Source organism: Spirochaeta dissipatitropha (assembly GCF_054657935.1).
Window position 1 is genome coordinate 1 of record NZ_BAAHXT010000010.1, and the last position, 19250, is coordinate 19250.

Here is a 19250-nt window from a genome sequence, read left to right on the forward strand (position 1 = left end):
CGGAACAGGTGTCCGGTTTCCAGCGGAATCACTGTCCGGTTTCCAGCGGAATCACTGTCCGGTTTCCAGCGGAATCACTGTCCGCTTTCCTCCGGAATGGGTGTCCGTTTTGGACCGGTGTACACAAGTACAAGTGTCGGAATCAGATACTTCAGATAGATGTGTTCAACAAAAAGCACAGCATTACCAAAAAAAAGAACCAGGATCTACCCTTATTGCAGATGATGACCGGATAGGCAGAAAAGTACACCGAAAAATGATTGAACATATGTTCCCTTCATGCAGTATTTTTGAGGCTACAGATGGAATAGATGCTGTGTCTTTGTGGCATCAGCATCATCCTGATATAATATTTATGGACTTATCGATGAAAATCATGGGTGGCCTGGAAGCTGCACAGATGATTCGCAGAATAGAAAGCAGTAATATTGATTACGAATCTCGAATGAACTGCCTACTGATTGCATTGACCGGGAAGGAATCTACCAACCTATTACAAGAGTGCAGGAATTCCGGCTTTAATCATGTATTCCAGAAACCAGTGAAATTAACCGATATCACGGGCTATCTAAGTATATATGGCAGGTAATGAAGATTTCCCAGGTTTTACGCTTAAGCCAGAAGAATACAAACTGATTCTGCTTGGTGACCTGCGTACTTTCAGCAGAGCTTTCATAAGGAATTTGTATCTGCTTGAACTCACACTATATTTCGTGGACTCCTTTGAAGAGGCTTCAGGTTTATGCATGGATGATCAAAACATTTGTGTTTTTATAGTGCCTATGCCAATGATTAATTTAATTAATACCATCCATGAAAAGCCAATCATACTGTATTCAGAACAAGAACATTCAGCCTTACACCAGTTTTCATCCAGCAGAAAAGATATCCATGGAGTTTTTTATCATGATTTTGAATTCGGCTCTATTAAGCTGGTTTTTTTGCTTGCATTGAAACTGTGGCACTCAGAATCAAGATTGCGACACATGGAAATCCAGGCCAATAATAATAAATCAAGATGTACATATCAGAATCTTGTACTTGATTCCCTCGATTCGATAGTGATTGTACTGAAGCCTGATTTAAAAGTGATTTCCATGAACAGAGCTGGATATGAGCTCTTAGGTTCCCAGGAAACAACACATGGAAAACCTATATATACCTTATTAAATATGGATATGTATCCAAAGGATCATCCTACCTACATTGCAAAAAATTATCTGTACCGTAACAGCAAAGTGACGACTGTTAATTCTCAGCAATGGTATATTACTTCTATTCCGGTTATGAACATAAGCAATGAAGATCTCCATTTTCTGATCGAGATCTGGGAATTGTATACCGATAGAGCACATTTAATGCAAAAATCTGCTACTGAAACTCATAAAATAAAAAAGAAAAAACCTATTTTTGATTCGCTGACTGACCGTGAATACCAGATTTTACCATATATCGCTCAAGGTATGAAATATTCAGATATTGCAGATGAAGTCAATGTATCAGTAAATACTGTAAAAACTCATATGAGGAATATTTTCCGGAAGCTGGAATGCCAGAACAGGAATCAGCTTCTTAGGTTATTACATAACAGCTCGATATAGCATGAGTATGATCAATTCTTATTATTTTATAAACAACGCGAAGAGGGAACTGCGATCAATACTGCTTTTTTCTCTGATAGCAGCAATATTCCAGAAGCTTATTTAGCAAGGAATAAAAAATGGAGGTGGCGGGAGTCGAACCCGCGTCCTGCAACGGCCGCTAACGACGTCTACAAGCTTAGTTACGCCTTGTTATTCCAGAATCCTTGGCTGCATAACCCGCCAGGTGTTCTGTAGACTGAATAAAAGTCCCATGCACCGATCAGCCACGGCACACAGCAAGCCTTGATTTATTACAAGTATCCGCAGCCTCTAGGCGGCGTCTACGGTACCCGAGCTACTGAGCTTACGCTGCAGCGAGCATTGTGTCGTCATTGCTGAAAGCAACTTCGACGATGTTATCTTGTTTTTTGGCAGATAACTTTTAGTGCCGGTTTAAGGAGTCAGCTCTCCGCTTGCAGCCGATAACGTATACCTGTCACAGTCGAATCCGGTACACCCCCAATACGCATTGGGATATTCAACTTACCTCTGTATGTCTAAACTGTCAAGTCAAACAAGCGCTCATAAAGAGTGCGCGACATGGCAGCTGCATATGAGGGCAGTTTCTCTTCGAGTCCTGAGTGATTGCAGAGAACTGCACCAGCTTCATGTAAAATCGGGTAGAGTGGCGCGACATCCCAGACTTCCAGACCAAAGTCTATCATTATATCACCACGCCCGCTGACAAGCAGCAGATACCCGTACCCGTCTCCCCAGGTTCGGGCAATGACCTGTCCATGCTCAAATAGTTTCGGGTACCAGGGCGGAGCTTCGAATTGCAGCGATGTAAAATCTGAAACATAAATTCGAAGAGGGCTGCGAGGTTCTGCCACCCCAAGAGGACCACCTGTTTCATCACGAGCACCGATTCCTATACATCCTGAAACCAGCTCACCACTGGGGGGATTCACAACAACTCCGATGACTGGCTCACCTTTGTACATCAGGGAAACAAGGGTACAGTAGAGCGGAACTCCATTAATAAATGATTTGGTACCATCGATTGGATCAAGCACCCAGGTGAAATCCCTGTACTCATCGGAACCGAACTCTTCACCATGCACAGCATGATCAGGGTATTCCGACCGGATTAAATCACGCATAAGAAGTTCGGTCTCTCTGTCAGCCTGTGTTACCGGGCTTTCATCTTCCTTCCACTCGACACTGATCTCCTTGCCGAAATACTCAAGCGTTTTTTCAGCAGCAGCCAAAGCCAGCTCTTCAGCAAAACGCCAGAGCGTTTTCCTGTTCTGAATTTCGATATCATCCCATTTCATCAGTATTTCATCTCACGCATCGCATCGCGCTTCTGATCCCTGTCCTTGATCGTGTTACGCTTGTCATGGAGCTTCTTGCCTTTGCAAACCCCGATATCGACTTTGATCAATCCTCCGGAAAGGTAAAGCCCGACTGGTATCAGCGTATATCCTTTTTCTTCCACACGTTTACGCATTTTGTCAATTTCCTGCTTATGTGCAAGAAGTTTTCGAGGTCGATCCGGATCGTGGTTGTTGATATTTCCATGACTGTATTGGGTTACATGCAGGCCAAACAGCATGAGTTCACCCCTGACAACCCGGGCATGAGCATCGGAAAAAGAGAATTTATTGGCTTTAATCGATTTTACTTCAGTGCCTTGCAGCACTATACCGCACTCATAAGTATCCTCAACCAGATATTCATGGAGGGCTCTTTTGTTCTTGATCAACAATTTTCTGTCTGCAGGCATAATTATCTCATTTCCAGCACAATACGGAATCCCAGATAATCTGTTCTCCATTCGGGGGGCTGTATTCCAATCTGCTCGATGCTAACACCCGAACGTCGGTTTGTCCATGATGCGCCACGCACAATTCTTTCTGATTGATCATAATACTCATGCTGCTGATCTGTTCGATATCCAAAATCAATCTGATATCCCTCAGCACTGTAATACCAGGAAGAAGTCCATTCCCAGACATTTCCAACCAGATCGGAGAGCCCGATATTACCAACAGAGTTTCCGCTGACTTCCGGACCGCTACGTCCCTGTGTCCAGAACACAGCATCATCAAGAGGATCACCGTTCCAACGTGCAGCAGCTTCCCATTCTACAGAAGTCACCAGTCTGACAGACATTCTGTCCTGACCTTCGGATGCAAGTCGATTATTCAGGTGCTCAACATAGTCGACAATATCCTTATAGTTGACTCCAGTCCGGGGAACCCGGCCGGAAGCATCTAAACTGACATCCTGACTGTCAATTACTACAGCATACTGATCTCTGGTTATCGGTGTTTCCAGCAGATAAAACTGATCCACATGAACCTGAAATGGAAATCTGCTGGACTGCTCCTGTCCCGTACTTGCACCGTAGAGAAAGCTCGTTTCCGGTACTGCACGGAACACAAAAGGCACAGAATTCAGAATAAACTCAAGCTGCTGAGGATCGGTAAGCGGCTCGAATTCAAGTCCCTCCGGGCCAAAACCATGAGGGGCTGTTCCGGTTATCAAGGAAGTGGCTGCAGCTTCATTCTGATCAATAAAATATCCCCGTTGTCCGAGTTTATTCTGAATAGGGGAAGGGGCGACCATGTCCAACCATAACAAAGCGCTGGCTGAGCTTTCAGCCGCCGCGCTGATCCTCCTTATTCCTCCCAGTAATGAAGACGCAGACACCAATGGTCCTTCTGCCAGAAGCAGGGCATTCAGAAAATCACGTGCCTGCACCGGGTTCTGGATCTGGGCGAAACTGTTCTGTAAAACAGCCTCTGCGGCTGCATTCTCACCAGCCAGTACGAGGTGATGAACTGCCGGTGATAATACTTCCGGAATTCTGAAACGCGCCTGCTCAGGACCCGCCAGACTCCAGTCAGCAAATTCCTTGACGGCACTCCGGCTGTATGCCACGGGATCATCAAGATCAAGATCAGCATGCAGCACAGTTCTGAGCGGAAAGAGTACGGAAGCAAACCTTCGACCATCGATCACAGGGCTGAGGATAACATCAGTATGAAACGGCGCTTCAATTCGAATTTCCACCTCCCCAGCAGGTATAAACAGCTCTGCCGGTGTTTGCACTGCGTATGTACCATCGATATAGACGGCTGCACCATGAGGCGAACTGCTGATTGAGACCTTACTTCCGTATGAGGTAAAACCAGGAACTATAAGACCGGCAAGTAGCAATGTTGATACAAGTACCGCAAGTAATCCCGGTAGATATACATCCGGCCGGAATCCAATTATGACGGGAAGCGTCACCCGGTCAATAGAATCGGGCTCCGTCTGCTCTTTTTTGGACATGTATAGAGAATAGGAAAATTATGCTTTACTTGTCAATCAAATGATCTGTGTGCTACTGTCTCTAATTATGAGCAAGAGCAGTATTGTTGCAAAAACCGAAGATTTTCTCACCTGGCGAAAAAAACGTAAACTCACCCAGAAACAGAAGCATGCCCGTAAACATCCGGTCAGAGACTGGCTGGAGGCATTCCTGCAAGCTGCGCTCATCGTTCTGGTTATAAATCAGTATTTCATACAGGCATACCAGATTCCCTCAGCATCCATGAGAAATACACTGCTTGAAGGCGACCGTATTTTTGTTAACAAGATGATCTTCGGTCCACAGCTGCTTCCAGGATTGGGGAAAATGCCCGGAATAGCTCAACCTCAGCGTGGAGAAGTGATTATTCTGGAAAATCCGGATCAGCATTCCCGTGGGCCAGCATTTACAATCCTGCACAGGATAATCTATATGTTCACACTCTCCATGATAGACATCGACCGAGATGAACGTGGAGAGCCTCGAGCCAGTCTGCTGATCAAACGTGCCATTGGAATGGGAGGAGACCGCATAAAATCTCTGGATGGAAATCTCTATATCAAACCAGCTGGTGCATCACAATGGATAGCGGATACGGAACTGATCTGGAATAATACTGATCATCCGGTTAAACGCCTGGTTCCCGATGATGCGTATGAGTTAATGCCCCAACTTGCTGCCATTATATCCAGATCTGAAGCCGGTTTAGCTATAAGCACAGAAGAGCGACAATTAGTTTCGGACTACTCACGTCTTTTCCCTCCTGATATCTATACCAGAGATCAACTTCGTATGGAGCATCGTTCAGCCATCAACCCAGCCGATTTCAGATATACGACAATGCGGAAAAGAAATGAACTCGGATGGTACCTTCCTCCGGATTCAATTCTTACAGTTGGTGACAATAGAGATAATTCGCTTGACGGCCGCAGTTACGGTTTTGTAAGCAAAAATGATATTCTCGGAAAGGCTCTTTTTATATACTGGCCCCCGCAACGCTGGGGAGGTATTGAATAATATGTTCAGACGCGGAGGCTTTCATGCCTACAGAGAATCATATGTGCGCAAGGCTGCCAGAAAATACAGCATCCCTGTAACTATCATATTGATCAGTACTGTCATATGTCATTTGTTCTTCCTGAGAAGCTTCATTGTACTTGATCAATCAATGAGTCCGGGTATACAGCCCGGAGATATTCTTCTTGTAAGCCTTCAGGTAAAAACCTACAATCATGGAGACCTCACCCTGTATTACCCGCCATACACCAGGCAGCACACAGTATTTACTCTGATCCGAAGAGCACTCAGCTATCTTCCCGGCAGCTTACTGCCCGAGTATCCGAACTATCTGCACCGCCCGGTTATCAGGGAAATTCTGCACAACGACCATTCTGAAACCGATATCTCACAAGTATTTTTCGAGAATGTTCCTGAAGGCTTCCCACTGCATGCATCCGATTTCTCATCAATGGAAGAAAACCAGGTGCTTCTTCTGGCACACAGCGGCTCCGGTCATATTGATTCCCGCCATACGGGAGCAGTCAATACCAATGATCTCACCGGCCGGGCTTTCTTCAGGATATGGCCTCTGCATCGATTTGGTCGATTGACACCGGGAAACGCGCTATGATACCTTTTCAGCACTCAAAAAGATAAGGAGAACGCATGTCCGGCCATAGTAAATGGGCAACAATACGGCACAAAAAAGGTGCCGCTGACGCGAAGCGTGGAAAGATATTCTCTAAATTGATCAAGGAAATTACTGTTGCAGCCCGCCTGGGAGGTGGGGATCAGGATGCAAACCCGAGGTTGCGAACTGCGGTTAACAAAGCCAGAGCAGAGAACATGCCCAAAGATAATGTTGAAAGGGCAATCAAGAAAGGTACTGGGGATCTGGACGGTGTCGACTATACAGAATTGATCTATGAGGGCTACGGTCCAGGCGGAGTTGCGGTTCTCGTGGAATGCCTGACCGATAACAAGAATCGAACCGCAGCTGATGTACGCAGTATCTTCAGCAAGAGCGGCGGGAACCTCGGGGAAAACGGCTGTGTTTCCTACCTCTTCAACAAGAAAGGCATTCTGAGCTACAGCTCTGAATCATACAGCGAGGACCAGATTCTTGAACCGGCACTGGAGGCGGGTGCATTGGATGTCTCGGTAGAAGTGGAAAGTATTGATGTAATCACTGCCCCTGAAGATTTTGACAACGTCCTTGAAACCATGGAGGCGGCAGGATTCGAACACCTCAATGCCGAAGTCAGCCTTGTCGCAGACACAACAATCAGCCTCGAACATGATTCAATACGAAAAGTACTGAAAATGATCGACACCCTGGACGATCATGACGATGTCCAGAATGTTTCAACGAACCTGGACATCCCTGATGATTTCCAGTTTGATGAGTAGCCGCATAAGGAGCCGCACAGCTGTATGAACCATATTCTGGGTATCGACCCTGGCCTGGCAGAGACCGGTATCGGAATAGTAGCTGTTTCCGGCAGCGGGTATTCACATATATATCATGGTGTTATACGTACAACATCGAAAATGAAAACCGGAGAGCGGCTTCACAGGATTTACAGTGAATTGTGTGAAGTCCTCACCAGATTCAAACCCAGAACTGCAGGTATTGAAGATCTTTTTTTTACCAGAAATACCAGCAGCGCTTTACCGGTAGCCCAGGCAAAAGGGGTTGTACTACTGGCCCTACATCAATACAACATAGAAGCTGCAGAATATTCACCACCTGCAGTCAAGCAGGCAATTGTTGGTTATGGAAAAGCAGACAAGCAGCAGGTTCAGAACATGATCAGAATCCTGCTCAAACTGGATGCTGTTCCAAAACCTGATCATGCTGCAGATGCACTGGCAGTTGCGATTTGTCATGCTAATATGAGCGCATTTTCTGAAGCCGTCAGCAGGGGAGGCAAAAATGATTGACTCACTTACCGGTACAGTGGTTTCTACCAATCCCGGAGGACTTCTACTGCGGACAGGCCCGGTCACATGGCAAATCAACGCCAGCAGTAAAACAATACGCGATCTTTCACGGAATCAGGGTTCAGAAATCATAATATTGATTCATATGATAATACGTGAAGATGATATCAAAATGTACGGTTTTGCCGAGCAGAGAGAGAGAACCATATTCCAGTCATTGCTTTCCGTCAGCGGTGTCGGAGCAAAGCAGGCTGTTAAAATTCTCAGTGCTGTCCCTCCCGGAGAACTCGCTGCCAACATTGAGAGCGCAGATGTAGATGCACTTTCACGTCTTCCCGGAATCGGAAAGAAAACTGCCCAGAAAATCATCCTCAGTCTGCAGGGAGAACTGGTTACCGAGACACCCTCAGGACCCGAAAAAGATGCATTAGAAGAACTTACAGAATCGCTGTGCAGCATGGGTTTTGATAAAACGGCAGTCAGAAAAGCCCTTCAGAAGGCTTCGGATAATGAAAACAGCAGTGACAAAACAATTCGCGAAAGAGAACAGGAAATATTCCGTACTGCATTGATGGAACTCTCAGCCATGGAAGCAGGTGGATGATATGGATTCAGAGCTAAGACCTGATTATTCAGAACAGGACGAACAGGAACTGCAACTGCGCCCATCAAGCCTTTCTGATTTCATGGGGCAGGAAAACGTCACCTCAAACCTTTCTGTTTTTATTCAGGCAGCCAGACAGCGTGAGGAAGCACTTGATCATGTATTCCTCAATGGGCCTCCAGGCCTCGGAAAAACCACTCTTGCAGCGATTATGGCCAATGAAATGAACACAGATTTCAAGGTCACCAGTGCACCGGCCCTGGAAAAGCCCAAGGATCTGGCTGGAATACTGACCACCCTTCAACCAAACAGTGTTTTTTTTATTGATGAAATTCATCGCCTCCGACCTGTACTCGAAGAAATGCTGTATACCGCAATGGAAGACTTCGAACTTGATTGGGTAATCGGACAGGGACCATCAGCGCGCTCAGTCAGGATTCCGGTTTCCAGATTCACTCTTGTCGGAGCTACTACAAAAGCAGGTTCGGTATCGGCCCCTATGCATAGCCGTTTTGGCATCTCCGTAAGACTGCAGCTTTATTCACAGGAGGATATCATACGTATCCTCCGCCGCTCGGCGGCTTTGCTGAATATTCAGGTTGACCCTGAGGCATTCCCTCTGCTTGCTCAATGTGCCAGGGGTACCCCTCGCGTAGCTAACAGAATTCTCAGAAGAATGCGTGACTTTGCCGAAATCATCGGGAATGGGACCATAAGCAGAGAAATTGTCTTTCAGGGTATGAAACGACTTGAGATAGATTCTCAGGGTCTCGAGAGTCATGATCGACTCATACTTAAAACAATTATCAAAAATTATAACGGAGGCCCGGTAGGAGCAGAAACCCTCGCCATATCAATCGGTGAATCGGTTGATACGCTTGAAGATTTCTACGAACCATACCTCATACAACGGGGGTTCATCCAGAGAACCCCGCGGGGAAGAACCGTTACAGACCTCGCATACACACATCTACACATAGAGAGAGATACTAATGCTGACCAGAGATTTTTATTTTGACCTGCCTGAAGAACTGATTGCTCAACACCCAAGTCCCGAACGGGGAAAAAGCCGCTTGCTTGTTATTGATGCACCTGATCAGACTGAAGCTCTCAAACTTGAGCATAGCAGGATAGATGATATCTGTAGATATATACCAAAGAATGCAGTTATGGTCGTTAATAACAGCAAGGTACGAAGGGCCAGAATCAAGGCCACGAGCAGGAATGGGGGTCTGGTTGAGGTGCTGCTGCTTCATAAAATCAGCGACCTGGAATGGGAATGCATGCTGAGTAAAAACAAGCGTCGCAAACCCGATGAAATACTGACCCTGGATGGGGGAATACAGATCCGTCTCTGTGAGCGCCTTCCGGATGGAACATGGCGTGCTGAATCCCGAAAAATTATCGATACTGAGTATCTTGAAAATTTCGGACATATTCCGCTTCCTCCCTATATCCGCAGAATGGAAGAGGAGATGGACGCAGAACGCTATCAAACCGTCTTCGCTGCAGCTGAAGGATCAGTAGCCGCACCTACGGCTGGCCTGCACTTCACTGCGGAATTACTGGATGCCATCAGGAAACGTGGGGTAGATATTGTGGAAATCACTCTGCACGTCGGACTTGGCACCTTTCTCCCGGTACGCAGTGAATCAATTCTAGATCATAAAATGCACAGTGAAGAATACAGTATCAGTAAAGATAGTGCTGACAGGATTAATCTTGCACTCAAAGAAAAAAGGCCGGTGCTGGCAGTCGGGACAACGAGTATGAGAACCCTGGAAAGCTCCTGCCGCAATGGAGTTATTCAGGCGGGAAATCAGAGCACTGATATTTTTATCTATCCGGGATATCAATTCAAGGCTGTCAATATGCTGCTAACCAATTTCCACACACCAGAATCCACGCTGCTGATGCTGGTTTCCGCCTTTGCAGATAAAGAAACCATATTCTCTGCGTATAGAGAAGCCGTTGAACAACGCTACCGTTTCTTCTCCTATGGAGATGCTATGCTGATCAATAGGTATTCCAGTCCATAGCTTCAAAGGCGGCACGAACCTCTTCCAGTCGATCAAGGTGGCCGGCTATAATTCTCCCGTAATCCAGTTCTCCGCGGGATATGCGAAAAAAATCATCTTCCCAACGCTGTACTTCTGGAAGATGAATCCAGCGCGGTAGTCCTTCGAGTATATCCACCTGTTCAAGTGCCTCATCCCAGTAGACCAGGGCATATCTGAACAATGTTTCAGCAGTCTCAAGGCTTTCAAGGTTCTGTCGCCTGAATGGAGCATTAAAGAAGTAGGCTTCACGCTTATTAAAGCGATTTCCCCATGCAAGATATTGCTCAATGAGTTTCAGATTGATGTGCAGCGTAAACAGATGTCTATATCGCTCCCATTCAGTCTCATTTGATATTCTGGCCAGGGCATTCAGAGGATTTACAAAATCTGCCCGTAGTGCCTGTTCCAGCCAGTGGATATTCTCGGCAATGCGCTCGGGATACTGATATAAATGCTGATGATACAGCCTGTAGAGCTGTTCCTTGTATATAATTCGATACGCATGAACTGTTCCAGGCACAGCAAGAATGAAAAGCAGAAAGAAGGCTGCAAATCTGCGCTTACTTGAAGAAAAGGCTCTCATTCCACAAGTATCGGCAGAATCCCGAGATGATTACAGATGATTTTGTGAATCTCCGTAACAGACAAGGATGCGTCTATTTCCATCCACTGAGAATGCTCGTTTTTATACTGATTGTAGGAATCGGAGTACGCACGCGCCACTGCAGACTGAAATTCATGATTTTCATATAAATCAAGTTTTTCCCGTGCTTCAAGACGGCTCATGGCTACTGAACTATCAAGCTGTAGATGAAATACCCAGTGAGGCAGGGGGATTCCACTGTTCAGCAGCTTCACCTCTTCAAATCCGACCTCAGGGCCTTGATACGCAAGACTGGAAAAAACATAGCGATCGCATACAACCCATGTGCCAGCTTCCAGGTGCTTCAGGAAACCGTGCCTGGAAGAGCATGCATGTTCGAATCTGTCAGCAGCAAACAACATCGCCATCGACCTTGGCTCCAGCATATCATCCGAATCAAGTATACCTCTGATCAGTCTGCCGATGTTTCCTTCAGTGGGTTCACAGGTAGAATGAACATTTTTTCCAGCTGTTTTCAGGGCTTGTACGAGCAGATCTCTCTGCGTGGTTGTACCGGCGCCGTCTATTCCTTCAAGCACAATGAACTGTTCATAGATATCACCTTCGCAACTGTTGTATCTTTTCATTGGGTCACCTTTTTTCCTTCTTAACACTATGATACATTAGTACAGAGTCGTGAGTAGAGCAATGCAGTCAACCAATCGCGGTACAAAAATCAAACCATCTCTCAGAACTCGGCTTGTCCTGGCTGCAATCTGCCTGATAACACTAATTATCTCAATCCAGGCTGTTCCAGCATTACATAAGCGTCTCGGAATGATTTCTGAAGAGCTTTATGAATCCAGTCTCTCATTTATTGAAAAAACAATTCAGCATCCATTTTCCTATGGTTCTATACAACCGGGGATTATCCGCGGCATTGTGATCAAGGATCTCAGCATATACTCTGACGAAAGTAGAGAAATCCAGCTTATCCACATCGACAAACTACGGATAGGTTTTGATCTCCCGAGTCTTTTTCGGGGTGTATTCACACTGGATAATCTGACGGCAGGCGCAATTACAATCGAGGTTGATCAGAATACGATCGACTCGATTGGAGAACTGTATGTAAATCTTCAATCCCGAATCCCTGAGGAAGAACCAGTCGGGGACAGCCGGTTCAGCATAGCTGCCGGAAGCAGTATATCAATACGAACACTAGAAATGTCGATTGAAACAGATAACTTCAACGGCAGGATAAGCGGGAGACGAATTCTGCTGCGTAATCTGAGCAGCAATCCTGAATTTGTTATCTCGGCTGAAGTCAGCGGTGATCAGAACATAGTTCCCGATCTCGGAAGTATTTCAGGAAGAATAAATGCCAGCGGAAGAATAAGCAATCTATTTACCGATCTTGATGCCAATCTGCATGTAGTGCACCTCGATACCGAGATTTTTTCCATTCACAATCAGGATTTTGGTATTCAGCTCTCTCCGGATGACATTTCAATCAGGAGAAGATCCTTCCGTGATCCGGTGGAGATACAGGCTTACATAGGCTTTAATGATCCTCAGCTCCAGGTCACAATTTCCGCGGAAGAATATCGCTTTGCTCCCCTGGTACATTTCCATGGATCGTATAACTGGCTGAATTTTATCCTTCAGGGAAGCTTTTCCGGAGATGCATCTGCCAGGCTCGATATAGCCAATGACAGGATACATTATGATGTCAACATGCGCACTGATCACAGTGATATTTTCCTTCCTGGACCGCTGTTGAACAATCTCGTGGCAAGCGGCACGGACGCGGACATCATGGTGCAGTTTGCCAATATAGTCAGCCCCTTCGGGACAATACAGTACGAAGGCCGTGCATCACTGTATCCGGAACTTGATTTTTCAGGGCGTCTGCTGTTACGGAATATCAAGTACAATGATCTGGAATTCCAGCGGCTTTCTTTTGCCGTCAGTACAAGAAATCGGCGCATTCAACTGATAGACCCTGCGCCCCAAACCCCTTACGGTAGACTTGGCCGTTTCTCTGTTGAACTGTCACCTGACAGCAACTGGAATTTCCTGGCTCGTGCCGAGCTGTTTCTGGATGAAGATCTACAGCAGCAGATCTCAATGCAGGGCATGATACCATCCAGCGGAGAAATGAGCCGCACTCCGCTCCGTTACAGCATCAAGAATCTGCCTCTTGACCGGGTTCAGCAGGTTCTGGATATACATTCACTGCCTGTTCCGGAATTCATACACAGTGCTCTTGGCCAATACCAGCTGCAAAGCAGCGGCATCGTATTTCTGGAAAATGAAAATTACCGTCTCTTCGCACCAAAAATCAGAATAGAAGATACGAAAAATATTAATTCGTTTGCTGCACTGGAACTGCATGCCAGCAACAGTGATTTTGAAATCCGTAATCTGCATCTTTCCATGGATGATTTTCAAGTAAGAGGAACAGCTGGAATTCAACTTGGAGATCGGGGTGTGGAAATAACCACAGACCTCAATTACAGAGAAACCGAATACAGGCTACGTGCTGATTTCCGGAATAACAGCCTGTACATTCAAGGCAATCATGGCCTGACCGCAGCAATAAGTTTTATGGATCATGGAAGCTATTTTCAGTTAGGCGCAGAGGATTTTCCGATGCCTCAGGCGGATGGAATATCATCAATCAGTCTGTCAGCGCTTGGTTATTATGTGAATCAGCAGGAATATTTTATTCGAACCGACTTGCTGCAAATCAAGGATATTCACAATAGTCCAATCCAGGAATTTTCAACAGGATTTCGACTTACAAACGAGCACCTTCAGATTTCGAGGCTGAATTTCACCAGTGATTTCGGAGATTACAGCGGATCTGCACAGGCTGATTACACATTCGATCCAGACAACAGGGATATCGCATCTGCAATAATAGCTGATATCCGTGCTTCTCTGAGGCATTCGGATGGCAACGAAGCATACGAACTGGATGCAGAGTACAATAGTGGTGATATTTCCGGTAATTATTCCGTACAGCAGTTTCCCTTTCATAAATTTGTTGATGAAGAACTCATTGGAACTGCCTCAGCAAGCGGTTATATTGAAGGCACAATACGTGACCCAATTCTACACATGGATCTCATACTCAACGAACTTCGATACCAATCAGAGCCACTCATTGGATCAGCCTCCTTTTCGGTCAGTCGGGAACAGATAGCAATTAATCAACTGAATATGGAGTTCGAGGGCATTTTTATCGATGCACTTGAAGGCGTCCTGTCTATACCATCAAGAACAATCTCGCTGGAATCCAGAGGGCGCATTACCAACTGGGGTACACAACCGATTTCATTCGAGACAGATGCCGAAGGAAGCTTCAGTGATCTCGGTATTCAGCCGGCTGCACTTTTACACCCGGATTTTTCTATCAGCGGCAGTCTTAACCTGATAACAGAAAATGATCCTGCTGGATCGAGATATCGATTCAGGGCAGGCGGGACGGAGGCAGAACAGTTCATCCTGCAGGCTGGTATAAACGGTGAAGGAATCTACCTGATTGCAGAATCTGACGGCAGCTTTGAGTTTGACCTTTTCAACCCGATCCCTCTGCAGGCACAGGGATTCGGTTCTATAAGCGGGGGCCAACTAAATCTGGATATACCTCAGCTTTTTATTGATTTATCGGATGTGCGACAGCATCTTGAATACCAGGAATTTGCAGTCAGATCCGGTACTATTCAGGGAAGTATCCGTTTGACAGGATCCCCACGGGATCCTGATATGTACGGCACTCTTCAGCTGAATAATCTGACAGGTGTCGTCGACTTATTCCCGGATGAAATTTTTATTCCCAGGGCTAATCTGGTATTTGAGGAGCGCTCTATACGGCTTCCGCCGAGTATTCTTACGCTGGGATCATCAAGAATCGAGGCATCCGGAGGACTGCAGATATCCCGGTTCACAGTTGAGGAATATCAATTCCATTTTCAGTCGCAGCCGGATCAATGGATTCTGGTAGATTATGACTTTGGTCCAATTTCAGTAAGAGGATCAGGCCTGGCCAATATTCTCATCAGTGGGACCCAGAACCAAATCAGTCTGAGCGGCAACATAACAGCAGCTAATACAGCCATCGTTATAGTTCCCGATTTTACTGCATCCGCAGATATTGAAAGTACAACCAACATAATTACCGATCTGACATTTACTACCGCCAGAGGTGTGGAATTCTTCTGGCCAAGCCAACAGGTTCCGATTCTTCGAACTTTTGCCAGAACCGGAGAAAGTATAAGGCTGCAAAGTGAATCAATCGACTCCTTTGTCTCACTCGTAGGCAGCATTAATATTCAAGGTGGGGAGCTCTTCTATTTTCAGAGAAGCTTCTATTTGCGCGAAGGTGCTATTATTTTTGATGAATCAATGGATAGCTTTGATCCGCGACTGTCTATTACCGCTCAGATCAGAGAAGTATCCGATACCGGACCGGTAACTATTTCTCTTGTTGCTGATCAGAACCCCCTGTCTCAATTTGCTCCGCGCTTCACATCGAGCCCGACGATGTCAGAAACAGAGATTCTTACACTCCTGGGGCAGAACGTGATAGGGTACCGGGGAAGCGGACTGGAGACAGATCAGACCACTGCAGGAACTTTTACTTTGAATGTACTGGATACAGTCGGACAGCTTGCGGTATCACGGACGATTGAATCACGGGTCAGGGAGGCTTTACAGCTTGACATGTTCTCTGTTAGAACACCATTATTACAGAACATTGGATCACCGCTTGACACAGCAACGCCTTCTCTTGGACAGTATCTGGACAATACTTCCATATTTTTAGGCAGATACATCGGTAACGATATATTCGGTGAGTTGTTAATTCAATTAAATGCCAGGGATATTTATTCTTCCGAATTACGTACACTTGGTGATATAGACATAGATGCTGAATTGCGTCTCGATTTCAGTACACCGTATTTTGACTTTGAATGGAGTTTCGCTCCCCAGAACTGGGATAAACTGCTTATTCCAGATAACCAGTTCTCATTCAGCTGGGGATTCTCATATTGATTAAGGAGTTTTGCATGCACAAACGCTACGCCTGGATTTTCCTCTTACTGCTGCCTCTGTCGCTTAGCGCACAGAATCAGAACGCTGACTGGTATCAGAACAAGCCTATCGCTGATATTACTTTTTCCGGAATACAACACGTCGATGTAGGTGATCTGAGCGGTATAATCAATGATTATATTGGCAAAGAGTTCACTGACCGGCGTTTCCTGGAACTTCAGCAACGGCTTTATGCTCTTGATTTTTTCACCCAGATAATCCCGAATGCGGTTCGGGCGGACGAGGAAGGCAGCGAAGTAATAATAAATTTCGAGGTTCAGGAACGTCCGATTGTGGATACTGTTGTATTTGAAGGCAACCGACGGCTTCGGGATTCACGCTTGAGTGATGTGATAGTTGTAAGCAGCGGAGATATTATTTCACGCTCCAGAATCCGAATGGATGAAACAGAAATCCGCAGACTCTACAGAGAAAATGGATATACCCAGGCAAGTATCAGCAGCCGGATTGAAGACACCGATGTCCCTGGAAAACAGCGTATAGTATTTGTGGTTGACGAAGGATCTCAAACAACTATCAGGCAGATTCAGTTCGTTGGCAACGCTTTCGCATCAGACGGTGCGCTCAGAGGCGCAATGGAAAGCAAGCAGCAATCACTGTTCAATTCCGGGGTTTTCCAGGAAGCAGTGCTCGAGCAGGACAAACGACGGATTCTGGACTACTACAGGCAGCGCGGATACATTGATGCAGAAATCAGTGAAGTCCAGACCCAGGTTGAAGATACTGATGATACCAGAAATTTCCTGACTATAACCGTGTACCTCGAAGAAGGTGAACAATATAGTTTTGAAGGTATTTCCTTTGTCGGCAATAGTGTTTTTTCCGATACCGAACTTCAGGCGCTTGTACGTCACAGACAAAATACGGTTATAAATCTCCTCAGAATTGAACAGGATTTCGAAAGAATTTCTGATCTATATTACAGCAATGGTTATATCTTCAACAATATATCGGTTGATGAAAGCAGAAATAATGAAAATCTCACTATTCACTACACAGTAACAATTCAGGAGTTTAACCGCGCTCATATTGAAAATATAATCGTCCGTGGAAATACAAAAACGAAAGACCATGTTATTTTCCGTGAACTCCCGTTTGAAAAGGGCGATATTTTCAGCTCAAGTCAGATCCGGACCGGGCTCTTTAATCTCATGAACACCGGCTTTTTCACTGCGGTCGTCCCCGAAACGCCATACGGCAGTGTCGAAGGTCTCATGGATCTGATCATTGATGTCGAGGAAGGTCAGACAGCTGATATCCGGCTTGGTGTTGATATAGGCGGAGGAGGTGACTTCCCTGTTTCCGGACGAATCGCCTGGCAGGACGGTAACTTCAGGGGACTGGGCCAGACAATTGGTGCTGAAGTAGTAGCATCACCGGTTGAGCAGAGCCTTTCCTTCAACTTCAGAGAACCCTGGCTTCTGGGATACCGATGGTCTGCGGGGATGAATCTGACCGTCAAGCGTACCCTGCAGAATAATATACTGCAGACCGATCCTCTGACCGGTGGAATTCTTGGTCAGCTCCCGGGTCAAAAAGAAAATGAAATACCAAATGATTTCAGGATGCAACTGCAGGACTGGGATTTTATTCTCGGAGGGAATACCGGGTATCGATTTATTACTCCAGCAGGGAGACTGAACCTTTCTACCAATCTGAGCACAGGAATTAATCTGACCAGCTATAATGATGAACTGTATTTCCCTCCCCATGGAGGAGCATACGAAAATCTGAAGTCCAGCAACAGCAGCTGGGAACTCATTAATCGCTGGAGACTTGGAACTAATCTCGATAGCAGGGATATTCTGATCAGTCCAAGCAGCGGATATTACCTGGGGCAGAATCTCACCTTTACTGGTGGATTCCTCTTCGGTAACCGACACTTCATATTAAGTGAATCGGCAGCGGAGGGCTATCTGACCTTGTTCGATATTCCAGTAGGTGAAAACTGGAACTGGAAAATGGTACTGAAAGCGAAAGCAGGTTTTTCAGCAATCCTTCCACAGTTCTGGGTACATGGCATGAGCGGTGAAGAAGCGCTTCAGAATGTACCTGACAGCCAGTTACTCGCAGTCAATGGTGTTACAAATGCCAGGGGCTGGTCTTTTCAGCCAGGACTTCATGGTCTCTGGGAGAACACGCTGGAAATCCGAATGCCTATAGCTGAACAACTGCTTTGGTTTGATACTTTTTTCGACGCCACATTTCCATACGCTGAACTAAGCGCAGTGCCGAACACAAGCCCGCAGGATGGCCTCTATGGACTCGGAGCGGGACTCAGGTTTTCCATACCGCAGCTGCCTATAAGTCTTTATTTTGCACGGCTGTTTACTATCGATGAAAATAACAGTATACAATGGGAAACCGGAAACTTCTTTAATCCTGAAAACGAGGCAGGAAAAGGCTTGCGTTTTGTACTTTCATTCAGCTCAAGCTTTTTCTAGGAGAGGAATAAAAAATGAGAATAAAAAGATTTATACTATCAGCATTTGTTCTGCTGCTGTTTGCGGCTGCGCCCGTATTTTCCGAACAGCTGACAACCGTTGCTGTTCTTGACGTCAGCAGAGTCTACAGTTCATTCCTGCGGGAGTCCCAGGCAGTCCGCAATCTTGAACAGGCAGTTGAAGATGCCAGGAACGAAATACATCGCCATGAGACTGAATTGCTGACACTGCGAGAGCGTAGAATCGAAGCAGTAAACAATGAAAACGATCAACTAAGCCTGCAGCTGGACAGCCAGATCCAGCAAAAACAGCAGTTCATTGATGAACTGCGAAGAGTCAGGTCCTCACAGCTTGAGCGCCAGGAGCGGGATCTCATGGCATCCGACGCTTTTCTGCAGGAGATTCAGCAGGCTGTTCGATTTGTGAGTGAATCACAGGGTTATACCATTGTTCTCAATGCCTCAGACCCATATCTGCAATGGTGGGCCAGTGAAGTAGATATTACCGATAATGTAATACAGCGCCTGCGTCAAACCAGGAGATAA

General features: G+C 45.9%; 18 protein-coding genes and 1 other RNA gene. 13 read left to right on the plus strand and 6 right to left on the minus strand.

What is annotated here, in order from left to right; translation table 11 throughout:
• From ACYQ2L_RS12185 to ACYQ2L_RS12195, 3 genes are all read left to right on the plus strand, one after another.
• Positions 1-236: hypothetical protein (locus tag ACYQ2L_RS12185; protein WP_460056037.1), on the plus strand; the 236-nt coding region annotated here is incomplete at its 5' end.
• A 32-nt stretch (positions 237-268) separates the two neighbouring features.
• A complete protein-coding gene (locus ACYQ2L_RS12190) occupies positions 269-589 on the plus strand; it encodes a response regulator (RefSeq protein WP_460056040.1) in 321 nt (106 codons plus the stop codon).
• On the plus strand, positions 579-1601 hold the full coding sequence (locus ACYQ2L_RS12195; RefSeq protein WP_460056041.1) for a helix-turn-helix domain-containing protein: 1023 nt from the start codon (positions 579-581) through the stop codon (positions 1599-1601). Before ACYQ2L_RS12190 ends, ACYQ2L_RS12195 begins: the two co-directional genes overlap by 11 nt.
• A gap of 117 nt (positions 1602-1718) precedes the next feature.
• Here the strand turns inward: ACYQ2L_RS12195 and ssrA are convergent.
• The 4 genes from ssrA to ACYQ2L_RS12215 form a co-directional block, all read right to left on the minus strand.
• Positions 1719-2104, minus strand: a transfer-messenger RNA (tmRNA) gene (gene ssrA, locus ACYQ2L_RS12200).
• 36 nt (positions 2105-2140) lie between these two features.
• Positions 2141-2920 carry an inositol monophosphatase family protein gene (locus ACYQ2L_RS12205; protein ID WP_460056043.1) on the minus strand — a complete coding sequence of 260 codons (780 nt, stop codon included), beginning with the start codon at positions 2918-2920 and terminating at the stop codon, positions 2141-2143.
• Positions 2920-3372, minus strand: coding sequence for an SsrA-binding protein SmpB (gene smpB, locus ACYQ2L_RS12210; protein WP_460056046.1), 453 nt, complete (start codon positions 3370-3372; stop codon positions 2920-2922). The genes ACYQ2L_RS12205 and smpB overlap by 1 nt, the downstream gene beginning before the upstream one ends.
• A 2-nt stretch (positions 3373-3374) precedes the next feature.
• Positions 3375-4928, minus strand: coding sequence for an SUMF1/EgtB/PvdO family nonheme iron enzyme (locus ACYQ2L_RS12215; RefSeq protein ID WP_460056049.1), 1554 nt, complete (start codon positions 4926-4928; stop codon positions 3375-3377).
• A 67-nt stretch (positions 4929-4995) separates the two neighbouring features.
• Here ACYQ2L_RS12215 and lepB point away from each other — a divergent pair, with 67 nt between their 5' ends.
• The 7 genes from lepB to queA are packed head-to-tail and all read left to right on the plus strand — an operon-like array spanning position 4996 to position 10533.
• Positions 4996-5964: a signal peptidase I gene (lepB, locus tag ACYQ2L_RS12220; RefSeq protein WP_460056051.1), complete on the plus strand. Its 969-nt coding sequence runs from the start codon at positions 4996-4998 to the stop codon at positions 5962-5964.
• A 1-nt stretch (position 5965) separates the two neighbouring features.
• Positions 5966-6577, plus strand: coding sequence for a S26 family signal peptidase (locus ACYQ2L_RS12225; RefSeq protein ID WP_460056053.1), 612 nt, complete (start codon positions 5966-5968; stop codon positions 6575-6577).
• A gap of 35 nt (positions 6578-6612) precedes the next feature.
• Entirely contained in the window at positions 6613-7356 is a 744-nt protein-coding gene (locus tag ACYQ2L_RS12230; RefSeq protein WP_460056056.1) for a YebC/PmpR family DNA-binding transcriptional regulator, read from the plus strand.
• Between the two features lie 24 nt (positions 7357-7380).
• Positions 7381-7890, plus strand: coding sequence for a crossover junction endodeoxyribonuclease RuvC (gene ruvC / locus ACYQ2L_RS12235; protein WP_460056059.1), 510 nt, complete (start codon positions 7381-7383; stop codon positions 7888-7890).
• Positions 7883-8494 carry a Holliday junction branch migration protein RuvA gene (gene ruvA, locus ACYQ2L_RS12240; protein ID WP_460056062.1) on the plus strand — a complete coding sequence of 204 codons (612 nt, stop codon included), beginning with the start codon at positions 7883-7885 and terminating at the stop codon, positions 8492-8494. Before ruvC ends, ruvA begins: the two co-directional genes overlap by 8 nt.
• A 1-nt stretch (position 8495) precedes the next feature.
• Positions 8496-9512, plus strand: coding sequence for a Holliday junction branch migration DNA helicase RuvB (gene ruvB, locus ACYQ2L_RS12245; RefSeq protein ID WP_460056065.1), 1017 nt, complete (start codon positions 8496-8498; stop codon positions 9510-9512).
• Positions 9487-10533, plus strand: a complete 1047-nt coding sequence (queA, locus tag ACYQ2L_RS12250; protein WP_460056067.1) for a tRNA preQ1(34) S-adenosylmethionine ribosyltransferase-isomerase QueA — start codon at positions 9487-9489, stop codon at positions 10531-10533. The genes ruvB and queA overlap by 26 nt, the downstream gene beginning before the upstream one ends.
• On the opposite strand, the gene ACYQ2L_RS12255 is transcribed toward queA, so the two are convergent.
• Positions 10511-11137 (minus strand): hypothetical protein, encoded by a 627-nt coding sequence (locus ACYQ2L_RS12255; protein ID WP_460056069.1) that lies wholly within the window; start codon positions 11135-11137, stop codon positions 10511-10513. The two genes, queA and ACYQ2L_RS12255, sit on opposite strands and share 23 nt — an antisense overlap.
• Entirely contained in the window at positions 11134-11784 is a 651-nt protein-coding gene (tmk, locus tag ACYQ2L_RS12260) for a dTMP kinase (protein WP_460056072.1), read from the minus strand. The genes ACYQ2L_RS12255 and tmk overlap by 4 nt, the downstream gene beginning before the upstream one ends.
• 61 nt (positions 11785-11845) lie before the next feature.
• Between tmk and ACYQ2L_RS12265 the strand changes: the two genes are divergently transcribed.
• From ACYQ2L_RS12265 to ACYQ2L_RS12275, 3 genes are read left to right on the plus strand one after another with little or no spacing between them, the layout of a single operon-like run.
• Entirely contained in the window at positions 11846-16201 is a 4356-nt protein-coding gene (locus tag ACYQ2L_RS12265) for a translocation/assembly module TamB domain-containing protein (RefSeq protein ID WP_460056074.1), read from the plus strand.
• A 14-nt stretch (positions 16202-16215) separates the two neighbouring features.
• Positions 16216-18705 carry an outer membrane protein assembly factor BamA gene (gene bamA / locus ACYQ2L_RS12270; RefSeq protein WP_460056077.1) on the plus strand — a complete coding sequence of 830 codons (2490 nt, stop codon included), beginning with the start codon at positions 16216-16218 and terminating at the stop codon, positions 18703-18705.
• Positions 18706-18719: 14 nt separating this feature from the next.
• On the plus strand, positions 18720-19250 hold the full coding sequence (locus ACYQ2L_RS12275; RefSeq protein WP_460056080.1) for an OmpH family outer membrane protein: 531 nt from the start codon (positions 18720-18722) through the stop codon (positions 19248-19250).